A 12,870-nucleotide genomic window follows, 5' to 3' on the forward strand; every position below is an offset into this window, starting at 1 on the left:
CCATCCGGAACAATGCCCCTTAACGCTTGGGATGCGGCGAACTACGCTGGGTTTACGAATGCCGCACGGTTATGCCAGCGCGGCAGCCGTCTGTGTCGAGGGGTGACGCATGTCCAGGGAGCAACGCGGGCCGAACGACAAACTCGGCGCCGTTCTCGCCCTCGCGGGAATCAGCAACGCGGGACTCGCGCGACGCGTCAACGACCTTGGCGCCCAACGCGGGTTGACGCTTCGCTATGACAAGACCTCGGTGGCGCGCTGGGTGTCGAAGGGGATGGTGCCGCAGGGCGCGGCGCCGCACCTCATCGCGGCCGCCATCGGCCAGAAGCTCGGCCGTCCGGTGCCGCTCCACGAGATAGGGCTGGCGGACGCCGATCCAGCGCCGGAGGTGGGCCTCGCCTTCCCCCGGGACGTGGGGCAGGCGGTGCGGTCGGCCACCGAGCTGTACCGGCTCGACCTGGCCGGCCGCCGGGCCGGCTCGGGCGGCATCTGGCAGTCCCTCGCGGGGTCGTTCGCGGTGACCGCGTACGCGACGCCCGCGTCCCGGTGGCTGATAACCCCCGCCGACAGCTCGGTCGCGCGGGAGGCGAACTCCGCCGAGGGCTCCGGCGCACCGCTCAAAGTCGGCCACAGCGATGTGCAGAAGCTGCGGGAGGCCGCCGAGGACGCCAGACGCTGGGACTCCAAGTACGGGGGCGGCGACTGGCGTTCGTCCATGGTGCCGGAGTGTCTGCGGGTGGAGGCGGCGCCGCTGCTGCTCGGCTCCTACTCGGACGAGGTGGGCCGCGCCCTGTTCGGCGCCTCCGCCGAACTGACCCGGCTGGCCGGCTGGATGGCCTTCGACACCGGGCAGCAGGAGGCGGCCCAGCGGTACTACATCCAGGCGCTGCGTCTCGCCCGCGCGGCGGCGGACGTCCCGCTCGGCGGGTACGTGCTGGCCTCCATGTCGCTGCAGGCGACGTACCGAGGCTTCGGCGACGAGGGCGTCGACCTGGCGCAGGCGGCCCTGGAGCGCAACCGGGGGCTGGCGACCGCCCGCACCATGAGCTTCTTCCGGCTGGTGGAGGCGCGGGCGCACGCGCGTGCGGGGGACGCGCCGGCCGCCGGCGCGGCGCTGAAGGCGGCGGAGAGCTGGCTCGAGCGGTCCCGGGACGGTGACAACGACCCTTCTTGGCTTGGTTTCTATGGCTATGACCGATTCGCCGCCGACGCGGCGGAGTGCTACCGCGATCTGAAGGCGCCGCGCCAGGTGCGGCGGTTCACCGAGCAGGCGCTGTCGAAGCCGACGGAGGAGTTCGTGCGGTCGCACGGGCTGCGCCTGGTGGTGTCCGCCGTCGCCGAGCTGGAGTCGGGCAATCTGGACGCCGCCTGCGAGCAGGGGGTGCGGGCCGTCGAGGTGGCCGGGCGGATCTCCTCCGCGCGCACCACCGAGTACGTGAAGGACCTGCTGCACCGGCTGGAGCCGTACGGGGACGAGCCGCGGGTGGTGGAGCTGCGCGAGCGGGCCCGGCCGCTGCTGGTGGCTCCGGCATAGGACCGCCGATCCGGGTTTGAAGGCATTGTCAGTGGCGCAGTGCACTATCGGAGCCGGGAGGTGGTGCGGGTGCGTGAGGGTGCGTACGACTGCGACGTGCTGGTGATCGGAGGCGGCATCGTCGGCCTGTCGACGGCCTACGCGATCACGCGGGCGGCGCCGGGTACGCGGGTGACCGTGCTGGAGAAGGAGCCGGGGCCCGCCCGGCACCAGACCGGGCGCAACAGCGGGGTGATCCACAGCGGCGTCTACTACCGGCCGGGCTCGCTCAAGGCGCGGTTCGCCGTGCGCGGCGCGGCCGAGATGGTGAAGTTCTGCGCCGAGTACGGCATCGCGCACGCCGTCACCGGCAAGCTGATCGTCGCCACCGGGCGGGACGAGCTCCCCCGGCTGCACGCGCTCGCGCAGCGCGGCCGGGAGAACGGGATCCAGGTCCGCGAGCTGGGCGCCGCGCAGATCGGCGAGTACGAGCCGGAGGTGCGCGGGCTGGCCGCGATCCACGTCGGCACGACGGGCGTGTGCGACTTCGTCGGCGTGGCCCGGCAGCTCGCGCAGGCGTCGGGGGCGGAGATCCGGTACGGCGCGCGGGTGGTCCGGGTGGACCGGCGCCCGGAGCGGGGCGTGGCCGTGCTGACCGCGGCCGGGGACGTCGTGCGGGGCCGGGTGCTGGTGAACTGCGCCGGGCTGCACTGCGACGAGGTGGCGCGGCTGACCGGGGACGAGCCCGGGGTGCGGATCGTGCCGTTCCGGGGCGAGTACTACGAGCTGGCGCGGCCGGAGCTGGTGCGCGGGCTGGTGTACCCGGTGCCCGATCCGGCGTTCCCGTTCCTCGGGGTGCATCTGACCCGGGGGATCGACGGCGGCGTGCACATCGGGCCGAACGCGGTCCCCGCCCTGGCCCGCGAGGGTTACGGCTGGGGGGTCGTACGGCCCGGGGAGCTGGCCGGGACGGTGGCGTGGCCGGGGTCGTGGGTGATGGCCCGGCGGCACTGGCGGTACGGGGCCGGGGAGCTGCGCCGGTCGGTGTCCAAGGGGGCGTTCCTGACGGCGGTGCGCAGACTGCTGCCGGCCGTCGAGGAGGCGGACCTGGTGCGCGCCCCCGCCGGGGTGCGGGCGCAGGCGGTGCTGCGGGACGGGACGCTGGTGGACGACTTCCTGATCCGGGAGGGGAACCGGGCGGTGCACGTGCTCAACGCCCCGTCCCCCGCGGCGACCGCCTCGCTGCCGATCGGCCGGGAGATCGGCCGCCGCGCGCTGGACATGCTCGGGGCGCTGTGACGCCCGGGCACCGGGACGCCGCCCGCCGCCTCGGGCGGCGTCCCGGGACCTCGCGCCACCGCCGTAAAATCGGTGTCACTGTGTCTGACTCGCTGAACCTCCCCGAAGCCCCCCGGTCCGAGACCGCCGCCGCGCCGCGGCCCTCGCACGTCCCCGGTGTGTCCGTGCGGCACAGCCGGGCCAAGGGGGAGCCGCGGTTCCCCGACGGGCCCAGGGCCGACCCGGCCGGATCGCACTTCGAGCGGCGGATCCGGAGCTTCCAGCCCCGGCGGAGCAGGGTCACGGCCGGGCAGGCCGACGCGCTGCAGCGGCTGTGGCCGAAGTGGGGCCTGGACATCGACGGGCAGCGGGTCATCGACCTCGGCGAGCTGTTCGGCGACGACGGTCCCGTCGTGCTGGAGATCGGGTTCGGCATGGGTGAGGCGACCGCGCGGATGGCGGCCGGGGACCCCGGCACCAACATCCTCGCCGTCGACGTGCACACCCCGGGCCAGGGCAACCTGCTCAATCTCGCCGACCAGGCCGGGCTGTCCAACGTCCGGGTGGCCAACGGCGACGCCATCATCCTGATCCGGGAGATGCTCGCGCCCGACTCGCTCGACGGGCTGCGCGTGTACTTCCCCGACCCCTGGCCCAAGAAGCGGCACCACAAGCGGCGGCTGATCCAGCCCGAGTTCCTGACGCTGGCCGCGAGCCGGCTGCGGCCCGGGGCGGTCGTGCACTGCGCGACCGACTGGGAGCCGTACGCCGAGCAGATGCTCGAGGTGCTCACGGCGCACCCGGACTTCGAGAACACCCGGGCCGACGGCGGTTTCGCGCCCCGTCCGCCGTTCCGGCCGCTGACCCGTTTCGAGGGACAGGGGCTGGAAAAGGGACACGTGGTGAACGATCTCCTCTTCCGCCGCGTACCGCACCGGGATCGCTAGGTCCGGTACTCCCGACCAGCACCAGCCCCTTCCCCCGGTCACCGTTAGGGTCGATGCCGTGGCCATCAGTCCTCCGTCCCCGAGCTACTCCCCCGGTCCCGGAAGCGGAACGCACCCGCACTGGTGGCAGCGCCGGTGGGTGCGCTACGGGGCGCTGATCACGCTGCTGGCGCTGTCCGGCCTGGTCATCCTGGCGCTGGTGCGCCGCCAGACCGGTACCCAGGGCTTCCTGGTCGGGCTCGGCCTCGCCGTGCTGCCCGTGCCGTGGCTCCTGGCCGCCTTCCGCTGGCTGGACCGGGTCGAACCCGGCCCCTGGCGGAACCTGGTCTTCGCGTTCGCCTGGGGCGCCTGCGCGGCGGCGCTGATCGCCATCGTCGCCAACAGTTTCGCGACGAAGTGGATAGCCACCTCGACCGCCGATCCGGCCGGCGCCGACACCCTGGGCGCCACCCTGATAGCGCCCGTCGTGGAGGAGTCCGCGAAGGCCGCTGCCGTGCTGCTGGTCTTCCTCTTCCGCAGACGGGACTTCACCGGGATCGTCGACGGCGTGGTGATAGCCGGGGTCACCGCCACCGGCTTCGCGTTCACCGAGAACATCCTCTACCTGGGCACGGCCTTCGGGACCGACCAGCTCAGCGGCGGCCACGGCATCGCCTCCGTCACCGCCGCCACCTTCTTCGTGCGCGTCGTGATGTCGCCGTTCGCGCACCCCCTGTTCACCGTGCTCACCGGCATCGGCTTCGGCCTCGCCGCGCTCTCCACCGAACGCGGCCGGGCCCGGCGCGCCCTGGTCCCGCTCGGCGGACTGCTGCTGGCGATGGGCATGCACGCCCTGTGGAACGGCTCCGCGACCTTCGGCCGGGTCGGGTTCCTCGCCGTCTACGCCGCCTTCATGCTCCCCGCGTTCGGGCTGCTGACCTGGCTGGCGGTCTGGACCCGGCAGCGCGAGCTGCGGACCGTGCGGGAGGAGCTGCCCGCGTACGTGTACGCCGGGTGGCTCGGGCCTGCCGAACCGTTCGTCCTCGGGTCGATGCGGGCGCGCCGCGCCGCCCGGGACCACGCCCGCCGCCACCTCGGCGGGCGGCCCGCCGCGCGGGCGGTCGCGCAGTACGAGGCGTACGCCACCTCGCTCGCCTTCCTGCGGCACCGTGGGCGCCGGGGCCGGGCCGGCGCCGGTTCCGCCGTCCGGGAGCAGGAGCTGCTCGCCGAGCTGTGGCGGCGCCGGGAGGTGGCCCGGCCGGCGCTGGAGCACGCGGCCAGGACCGTGGCCCCGGTGCCGGCGGCCTCGGCGTACTGGGCGCGGTACGGGTATCCGGCGATGCCCGCAGGCCGCCCGGCGGCGTACGGACACCCGGGGGCGTACGGGCACCAGGGTGTCCCGTACGGATATCCGCCGGTGCCGTACGGCGCGGCGCCGAACCCGCCCGCCCCCTACGGGAACCCGTCCGCGCCGCCGCCCGGGTACCCCGGGTACAACCCGTACCGGTCCTGACCGGGCGTCCGCCCTCCGGCCGGGGTCAGGCGGAGGCCTGGTTCAGGCGGTCCACTTCCTCCTGGGTGAGCCGCAGCTCCGCCACGCCCAGCAGCGCGGGGAGCTGTTCCACCGTGCGGGCCGAGGCGATGGGGGCGGTGACCGTCGGCTGGGCGGCCAGCCAGGCGAGGGCGACCGTGGCGACGGGGGCGTCGTGGGCTCCGGCGACCTCGTCCAGGGCCGTGAGCACCCGCTGACCGCGCTCGGAGTCGAGGTGCTTGGCGGCGGAGCCGGCGCGGGCGCTGTCGACCGTCGTGCCGGGGCGGTACTTGCCGGTCAGGAAGCCCGAGGCGAGGGCGAAGTACGGGACCGCGGCGAGCCCCTCGCGGGCGGCGAGGTCCTGCAGCGGGCCCTCGTAGGTGTCGCGGGAGACCAGGTTGTAGTGGGGCTGGAGGGCCACGTAGCGGGCCAGGCCCTCGCGGTCGGAGAAGTCGAGGGAGGCCCGCAGCCGCTCGGGGCTGATGTTGGAGGCGGCGATCTGCCGGACCTTGCCCGCCTTCACCAGCTCGTCCAGGGCGCCGACGATCTCCTCCACCGGCACCTCGGGCTTGTCGAAGTGCGTGTAGTAGAGGTCGATGTAGTCGGTGTCCAGGCGGCGCAGGGAGGCGTCGGCGGCGGCCTTGATGTTGGCCGCGCTCAGCCCCTGGTACTGCGGGTGCTGGCTGACCTTGGTCGCGACGACGACGTCGGAGCGGTTGCCGCGGGCCTTGAGCCACTTGCCGATGATGGTCTCCGACTCACCGCCCTCGTTGCCCTCGATCCACGCCGAGTAGGAGTCGGCGGTGTCGACGAAGTTGCCGCCCGCGGCCGTGTAGGCGTCGAGGACGGCGAAGGAGGTCTTCTCGTCGGCGGTCCAGCCGAAGACGTTGCCGCCGAGGGCGAGCGGGAAGACCTCGAGGTCGGAGGAGCCGATCTTGCGCAGGGAAACAGTCATGCCCTGTTACAACGATCAACCCCATACCGCCCATTCCGGATTCACGCGAACGGTGTGTGAACAAGACCGGCGGCCCCGACTCCAAGGGGAGTCGGGGCCGCCGGGAAGACGGTGCGCGGCGCCGGGCCGGGTCGGGCCCGGGCCGGAATCAGGGGTTGAGGCCCTTGCCGTGCAGCCACGCCATCGGGTCGATGCCGGTGGCCGCGCCGCCGGGGTGGACCTCCAGGTGCAGGTGCGGTCCGGTGACGTTGCCGGTGGCGCCGACGCGGCCGATGACGTCGCCGGTGCTGACCTTCTGGCCGACGGAGACGCTGATCGAGGACTGGTGGCAGAACCACAGCTCGGTGCCGTCGTCGAGGGTGAGAATGGTGCGGTAGCCGTAGGAGCCGGCCCAGCCCGCCTCGGTGATGGTGCCGCTGTGGATGGCCTTGATCAGCGTGCCGGTGGGCGCGGCGAAGTCGAGACCGGTGTGGTAGCCGGAGGACCACATCGAGCCGGCCTGGCCGAACGTCGAGGTGATCGTGTACGAGGACGTCGGCAGCGTGTACTGCTTGGCCAGCTCGGCCAGCCGCTCCGCCTCCGCCTTCTTCTCCGCGGCGGCCTCGGCCTCCTTCTTGGCCTCGGCGGCCTTGGCGGCGGCTTCCTCCTTCGCCTTGGCGGCCGCGTCGGCGGCCTGCTTCTCGGCGGCGGCCGCCGCTGCCGCGGCGGCCTTGGAGTCGGCCTTGCTCTGCTGCTGCTCGGCCTGGGCCATGATCCGGCTGCGCAGGGTCTCGCCCGCGTCGGAGCCGCCCTGGTCGCTTTCGGCGGCCGCGGTGGTGCCGACCGTGCTGAGGGAAGCCGTGGTGGCCTCGGCCGCCTCGGCGTGGTCGTCGCCGAACAGGGAGCCGACGGACGGCAGATCGGGCATGGAGATGGACACCGGCGGCTTGCCGGTGTGGGCGCTGGCCATGCCGCCCGCGCCGACGGCCGCTATGACGCCGACGCCGAGGACGGTGGAGCTGCGGGCGAGTCCGCCGCCGCGCTGCTTGGCGACGCGGTGCCGGCCGCGTACGGGGCGGATGGACTCCTCGGTGGGGTTCCACTCCTCCCAGGGGCCCTCTTCGGCGCGGTAGCCGCCGTAGCCGAACGTTTCGGTGTCGGGCTGGCTGGGCACGTATGGGGCTTCGGGGGCAGGCCGGTTGGACGCCACGCGGGCGCACTCCTTTCCTTCCTCCGCCTACCGGGTTAGCTGACGGGTTCGGAGCAGGAAGGTCTCCTACGCGCGTATACGTACCGGGAACCGGATCGGTTCACGGTGGCATCCGCGTGATTCACCCCAAGGTGGTGGTTCCCCGGTTCCCTTGCGGGATTCGGCGCGTGCGCACGGAGCCGCCTCTTGTGACGGCTGGGACGACCGCGCTGCGTTATCGAACGTTAATAGACTCACGTGTGAGATTCCAAGCCGTTCGGCTTGATCATTAACGTTTCCGGGGGTGGACGTACGCCGCGCGGCCGTGGAAAACGGGCGAGTTGACCGGCATTCAGGAGTCACGAGGTTTTTGATGGTGACTCAGCGGGCAAGCGGAGGGCTTCCATCCGATCACTTTCGGTCACCTCGGGTCAGGGCCGGCGTACGGCGAGCAGTGCCATGTCGTCCGCCATGCCGCCCCCGGAGTGCCGTCTGACCTCCGCGGCGAGCCGGGTGAGCAGGGTCCGCGGGTCGGTGCAGCGGCGGCCGGCGAGCCGGCGCACCGGGTCGTAGAACCGGCCGTGGGCGTCCCGGGCCTCGGTGAGGCCGTCGGTGTGGAGCAGCAGGGTGGCGCCGGCCGGGAAGCGGGACTCGGCCGCGCGGTCGGGGCGCCGGCCGAGCTCGCCCAGGCCGAGCGGCAGCGCGGGCTCGCCCGCGGTCAGGACGTGCAGGGCGCCGTCGGCGTGCAGCAGCAGGGGCGGCGGATGACCGCGGTTGACGATCCGCACCACCCCTTCGTCGGGCGGCAGTTCGGCGAGGACGACGGTGGTGAAGCCCTCCAGCGCGTCCGCCCCGTCGCGCCGGGCGCCCTCGCGGGCCAGCGCCCGCTCCAGCCGCCCGGCCACCGCCTCCAGCGTGGGCTCCTGTTCGGCGGCCTCCCGGAACGCCCCGATCACCACGGCGACGGCGGCGACCGCGCCCATGCCCTTGCCGCGCACGTCCCCGACGACCAGCCGCACGCCGTACGGGCCGTCCTGCACCGCGTACAGGTCGCCGCCGATGGACGCGCCCTCCTGCGCCGCCTCGTACCGGGCCGCGATGTCGAGGCCGGCGATACGGGGAGCGGGCTCGGGCAGCACGGCCCGCTGGGCGGCCTCGGCGATCTCCCGGACGGAGGCGAGCCGCCGGTCGCCGAGGCGTACGACCCGGTTGATGACGACGGCCAGCAGGGCGACCGTGGCCACGGTGACCACCTGGGTGACGGTGTTGACGTCCAGGCCGGGGCCGAAGTGGGCGTGCACCGCATAGGTGGCGCCCAGTGCGGCCAGTCCGGTGAGGAGCGTGGTGCGCAGCGAGGTCAGGGGTGCGGCGACCAGCGGGGCGGCGGTGAAGAAGGGCACGGCGGTGAACTCGCGCGGGGTCAGCAGGTCGTACAGGAGCCCGCCGGCGATGAGCAGGAGGGCGAGGGCGTGGGGCAGGCTGCGCCCGGCGGAGCGGCGGCGCTCCGGGGGCAGCGGCGCGCGGCCGGCGCCGAGGACCGGGTCCGGGTCCGGGTCCGGAACGGGTCCGCTGGGGAGCCGGCCGCCCGCCCTGGCGTACGGGCTGTCCTCCACCTCACCAGGGCGCACTGCTGGTCTCCCGTGTCCTCGACGTGAGACCAGCGTGGCGGGGGCGCGGGAGGCGGGCGACCGCTGTGGCCCGAGCGGATGACCTGCTGTGACGTACGCCACTCGGCTTCCATGGGGCGGCCGTGCGGACAGGCGACGGAAAGCACTCAGGGCCGGAATCCATGAACTGGATTCCGGCCCTGAGTCTTCAGTAGCGGGGACAGGATTTGAACCTGCGACCTCTGGGTTATGAGCCCAGCGAGCTACCGAGCTGCTCCACCCCGCGTCGTTGTGTCTCAAGCATACGTCATGTCCGGGGGTGCTCCGCACACACGTTTCCGCGCGGCGCCGCTCAGGGCAGCAGATGGGCGTTCGGCGCCTTGGCCGGGCCCTCGTACTCGGGGAGCAGGACGACGTCCACGCCGGCCGCCGCCAGCACTCCGGCGCCGTCGGCGCCGGGCACGAAGGTGTCCGGCTCCCGCCAGGCCGTGACCACCCGACGCACGCCCGCGCGCAGGATCAGCTCGGCACAGGATGCGGGGCGGGAGGCGCGGCGGGAGCAGGGCTCCAGGCTGCTGTAGACGGTGGCGCCGGGCAGCCGGGGGTCGGCGGGGTCCAGCTTGGCCAGGGCCGCCTCCTCGGCGTGCACGACGGGGTCGCCGCCCTCGCGCGAGTGGCCGCGGGCCAGCTCGGCGCCGTCGGCGGCCACCACCACCGCGCCGACGCTGAACGCCGTGCGGGAGGGCGGGCACAGGGCGGCCAGCTCGCAGGCGGTGGCCAGCCAGCGCCGGTCGGCGGCGGCCGGCGCGGGGCCGGCGCCGGGGGCGGTGGGCTCGTAGCGCATGAGGACGACGTCCTCGATCCGGCGGGACTCGGTGAGCCGGAGCCGGCCGCCCTGGTACCCGCCCGGGCCGAACAGGCGCGGGGCGGCCGGGTCGCCGACGAACAGCGGGGCGAGGACGAGCTGGAGTTCGTCGGCGAGGCCCTGCTGGAGGAGCTGGGTGTGGACGGTTCCGCCGCCCTCGACCATCAGGCGCCGCACCCCGCGCACATCGTGCAGGTGGGCCAGCAGGGCGCGCCAGTCGAGCTCGGGGCCGAGCGGGACCACGTCGGCGGTCCCGCCGAGGACGCGGGCGGCCCGTTGGGCGCCCCGGTCCGTGCTGTACACGACCTTCTCGCCGCCGGTGTGCCAGAAGTTCGCGGCCGGGTCGAGGTCTCCGGAGGCGGTGACGGCGACCTTGAGCGGGTACGCCGGGCGGCCCTCGGCGACCCGGGCGGCGCGGCGCGCGGGCGAGTTGACGAGGAGCCGGGGGTTGTCGGCGCGGATGGTGCCGGCGCCGATCAGGATGGCGTCCACCGAGGCCCGCACCTCGTCGACGCGGTCGAAGTCGGCCGGGCCGGAGAGCAGCAGCCGGTCGGGGCCGGTGTCGTCCAGATAGCCGTCGAGGGAGACGGCGGCGGACAGCAGGACGTACGGGTACGGCATCGGCGCGCTCCCTCGCGAAGACCCCGGCGGAGCCTTGTTCACATTCGAATCTTGGTTCAAGTTTGAAACAAACCTACACTGGCGGCATGACGACCCGCTGGCTCACTCCCGAGGAGCAGCGCGCCTGGCGCGCCTACATCGCCGCCTCCCGGCTGCTGGAGGACGCCATCGACCGGCAGCTCCAGCAGGAGGCCGGCATGCCCCACCTGTTCTACTCCGTGCTGGCCAACCTCTCCGAGGCGCCCGGCCGGCGACTGCGCATGACCGACCTCGCCGAGACCCTGAAGATCACCCGCAGCAGGCTGACCTACGCGGTGACCAGGCTGGAGCGGGACGGGCTGGTGCGCCGGGAGGACTGCAGCCAGGACCGGCGCAGCAGTCTCGCGGTGCTGACGCCGGAGGGCACGGCCGTGCTGGAGCGTACGGCACCCGGGCACGTCGAGACGGTCCGCACGACCCTGTTCGACCGGCTCACGCCCGAGCAGGTGGGGCAGCTGGAGGAGATCTGCGCCGGGGTGGCCCGGGTGCTGGAGGGGGAGGAGACGGGGGCCGCGCCGGAGGACGTGCCCTGGCGGCGGCGGTCGTCGCCCTGTCCGGGACAGCCGCCCGAGCCGCCCCGCTCCTGAGCCCTGGCCCCGGGCGGTCCGGGCGCGGAGCCCGCGAAGCCGACCCGCGCGAAATCCGTTGCTTGAACTTTTAAGCATGAGGTAGTGTCCGGGATTGAGCTACTGCTTCAAATCTGAAGCAGATGCCCAGGGACGGAACCCGGAGGCCCGCATGTCCGACACCCCCGCCGCCACCCAGCGCGCCCGCGTGCGGGTGCCGCTGCACTTTCACGACGGCTACCGCGTCGACGCCGAACTCGTCACCTTCCACGGCCTGGACGACGGCCAGGAGCACGTCGCCGTCGTCCTCGGCGAGCCCGGCGCGGTTCCGCTGGTGCGGCTGCACTCCGAGTGCCTGACCGGGGACGTCTTCGGCTCGGCCCGCTGCGACTGCGGGCCGCAGCTCCGCGAGGCGGTCGAGCGCATCGCCGAGCGCGGAGGCGTGCTGCTCTACCTCCGCCAGGAGGGGCGCGGCATCGGCCTGTACAACAAGCTCGACGCCTACGCCCTGCAGGACCAGGGCCTCGACACCTACGAGGCCAACGCCGCGCTCGGCCTCCCCGAGGACGCCCGCGACTACACGGCCGCCGCCCAGATGCTCCGCGCGCTCGGCATCGGGGAGCTGGACCTGCTCTCCAACAACCCGGACAAGGCGGAGCAGTTGCGCTCGCTCGGCGTACTCGTCCGGGACCGGGTGCCGACCGGCGTCTTCACCACCGCCCACAACGTCCGCTACCTGCGCGCGAAGGTCCTGCAGACCCAGCACACGCTGCCGCTCGGCGAGTTGGACCTGCTGCCCGAACTGAGCGCGGGCTGAACGCGGGCCTGCCCGGGTCCGGGCGGTCCCGGACTAGTGCACGGAGAGGCCGCCGTCGACGAAGACGGACTGGCCGGTGACGTAGGCGGAGGCACGGCTCGCCAGGAACACCGCGGCGCCCGCGAAGTCCTCGGCCAGGCCGTTGCGCCCCACCATCGTGCGGGCGGCGAGCTCCGCCACCCGCTCCGGGTCGGACGACAGACGCGCGTTGAGCGGCGTCATGACGAACCCGGGCACCAGCGTGTTGCAGGTGACCCCGTACGGCGACCACGCCTCGGCCTGGGACCGGGCCAGCGACTCCAGCGCGCCCTTGGAGACGCCGTAGGCGCCGCTCTGCACGAACGCCCGGTGCGCCTGCTGGGAGGTGACGTGGACGATCCGCCCGAAGCCGCGTTCGGCCATGCCGGGTCCGAACCGCTGCCCGAGCAGGAAGGGCGCTTCCAGGTTGACCGCCATGGTGGCGTCCCAGACGTCCTCGCCCACCTCGCCCATCGGGGGCCGCAGATTGATCCCGGCGCAGTTGACGAGGATGTCGGGCTCGCCGAACACCCCGGCCGCCTTCTCGGCCGCGGCGCGCACCCCCGCGCGGGTGCTCAGGTCGCCGCTCACCCGGGCCGCCCGGCAGCCGTCGGCCGCCAGCTCCCGGACCGTGGCGTCGAGTTGCTCCTCCCCGCGCGCCACCACCACCACGCTCGCCCCGGCGCGCGCCAGGGCGCCGGCGACGGCGCGCCCGATGCCGGAACTGCCCCCGGTCACCACGGCGGCCAGACCGTCCAGCGAGAACAGCTCCGACAGATACGCCCGCGAACTCATCCCCGCACTCTAGGTCGTGACCGCGAAGTCGCGTCGTTCGCCCGCAGGGCTGGCGTCGCGGCGTCCGGTGCGTGCTCTCGGGGTGCCGGCCGGATGCCCTCGTACTGGGTGTACTCGGGCTTTCGGCCGGTGCGGCGAGAGTGCGTACTGGGGCGTCGTGACGCAGGCGCG

The 12,870-nt window shown here is 73.7% G+C and carries 11 protein-coding genes, 1 tRNA gene and 1 riboswitch; of the genes, 6 read left to right on the forward strand and 6 right to left on the reverse strand.

Going from position 1 to position 12,870, the window contains the following annotated elements:
- The first annotated feature begins 109 nt into the window (after positions 1-109).
- The 4 genes from ACZ7JA_RS08390 to ACZ7JA_RS08405 all read left to right on the forward strand — a co-directional run bounded on the left by ACZ7JA_RS08390 (position 110) and on the right by ACZ7JA_RS08405 (position 5,230).
- Entirely contained in the window at positions 110-1,534 is a 1,425-nt protein-coding gene (locus ACZ7JA_RS08390) for an MFS transporter (protein ID WP_351661289.1), read from the forward strand.
- A 60-nt stretch (positions 1,535-1,594) separates the two neighbouring features.
- The gene (gene lhgO, locus ACZ7JA_RS08395) at positions 1,595-2,812 is read left to right on the forward strand and encodes an L-2-hydroxyglutarate oxidase (RefSeq protein ID WP_351662135.1); all 1,218 of its coding nucleotides are present in this window, start codon (positions 1,595-1,597) and stop codon (positions 2,810-2,812) included.
- A gap of 80 nt (positions 2,813-2,892) precedes the next feature.
- Entirely contained in the window at positions 2,893-3,738 is an 846-nt protein-coding gene (gene trmB, locus ACZ7JA_RS08400) for a tRNA (guanosine(46)-N7)-methyltransferase TrmB (RefSeq protein WP_351661292.1), read from the forward strand.
- Positions 3,739-3,796: 58 nt separating this feature from the next.
- On the forward strand, positions 3,797-5,230 hold the full coding sequence (locus ACZ7JA_RS08405; RefSeq protein ID WP_470807718.1) for a PrsW family intramembrane metalloprotease: 1,434 nt from the start codon (positions 3,797-3,799) through the stop codon (positions 5,228-5,230).
- 25 nt (positions 5,231-5,255) lie between these two features.
- Here ACZ7JA_RS08405 and ACZ7JA_RS08410 read toward each other — a convergent pair whose 3' ends face one another.
- From ACZ7JA_RS08410 to ACZ7JA_RS08430, 5 genes are all read right to left on the reverse strand, one after another.
- The gene (locus ACZ7JA_RS08410; protein WP_351661298.1) at positions 5,256-6,203 is read right to left on the reverse strand and encodes an aldo/keto reductase; all 948 of its coding nucleotides are present in this window, start codon (positions 6,201-6,203) and stop codon (positions 5,256-5,258) included.
- 148 nt (positions 6,204-6,351) lie between these two features.
- Positions 6,352-7,392 carry a M23 family metallopeptidase gene (locus ACZ7JA_RS08415; protein WP_389306363.1) on the reverse strand — a complete coding sequence of 347 codons (1,041 nt, stop codon included), beginning with the start codon at positions 7,390-7,392 and terminating at the stop codon, positions 6,352-6,354.
- 9 nt (positions 7,393-7,401) lie between these two features.
- Positions 7,402-7,568: riboswitch (cyclic di-AMP (ydaO/yuaA leader) on the reverse strand.
- Positions 7,569-7,802: 234 nt separating this feature from the next.
- Entirely contained in the window at positions 7,803-8,999 is a 1,197-nt protein-coding gene (locus ACZ7JA_RS08420; RefSeq protein WP_470807719.1) for a PP2C family protein-serine/threonine phosphatase, read from the reverse strand.
- Between the two features lie 191 nt (positions 9,000-9,190).
- Positions 9,191-9,264: transfer RNA gene (locus tag ACZ7JA_RS08425), tRNA-Met, on the reverse strand.
- 66 nt (positions 9,265-9,330) lie between these two features.
- Entirely contained in the window at positions 9,331-10,464 is a 1,134-nt protein-coding gene (locus ACZ7JA_RS08430; protein ID WP_470807720.1) for a dihydrofolate reductase family protein, read from the reverse strand.
- An 86-nt stretch (positions 10,465-10,550) separates the two neighbouring features.
- On the opposite strand from ACZ7JA_RS08430, the gene ACZ7JA_RS08435 reads away from it, so the two are divergent.
- Together ACZ7JA_RS08435 and ACZ7JA_RS08440 are read left to right on the forward strand one after the other, a co-directional pair.
- Positions 10,551-11,090, forward strand: coding sequence for a MarR family winged helix-turn-helix transcriptional regulator (locus ACZ7JA_RS08435; RefSeq protein WP_351661310.1), 540 nt, complete (start codon positions 10,551-10,553; stop codon positions 11,088-11,090).
- Positions 11,091-11,241: 151 nt separating this feature from the next.
- A complete protein-coding gene (locus ACZ7JA_RS08440; RefSeq protein ID WP_389306358.1) occupies positions 11,242-11,886 on the forward strand; it encodes a GTP cyclohydrolase II in 645 nt (214 codons plus the stop codon).
- Between the two features lie 33 nt (positions 11,887-11,919).
- Here the strand turns inward: ACZ7JA_RS08440 and ACZ7JA_RS08445 are convergent, their stop codons facing one another.
- Complete coding sequence (locus ACZ7JA_RS08445) at positions 11,920-12,699, reverse strand: SDR family NAD(P)-dependent oxidoreductase (protein WP_351661315.1); 780 nt, start codon at positions 12,697-12,699, stop codon at positions 11,920-11,922.
- Positions 12,700-12,870: the final 171 nt, after the last annotated feature.

The organism is Streptomyces sp. NPDC038135 (genome assembly GCF_055601245.1).

What these genes read in the sequence shown, in the direction of transcription:
- ACZ7JA_RS08390 (WP_351661289.1), top strand. Translation starts at nt 110, where the DNA reads ATGTCCAGGGAGCAACGCGGGCCGAACGACAAACTCGGCGCCGTTCTC.
- ACZ7JA_RS08410 (WP_351661298.1), bottom strand. Translation starts at nt 6,203, where the DNA reads ATGACTGTTTCCCTGCGCAAGATCGGCTCCTCCGACCTCGAGGTCTTC.
- ACZ7JA_RS08430 (WP_470807720.1), bottom strand. Translation starts at nt 10,464, where the DNA reads ATGCCGTACCCGTACGTCCTGCTGTCCGCCGCCGTCTCCCTCGACGGC.
- ACZ7JA_RS08435 (WP_351661310.1), top strand. Translation starts at nt 10,551, where the DNA reads ATGACGACCCGCTGGCTCACTCCCGAGGAGCAGCGCGCCTGGCGCGCC.
- ACZ7JA_RS08440 (WP_389306358.1), top strand. Translation starts at nt 11,242, where the DNA reads ATGTCCGACACCCCCGCCGCCACCCAGCGCGCCCGCGTGCGGGTGCCG.
- ACZ7JA_RS08445 (WP_351661315.1), bottom strand. Translation starts at nt 12,699, where the DNA reads ATGAGTTCGCGGGCGTATCTGTCGGAGCTGTTCTCGCTGGACGGTCTG.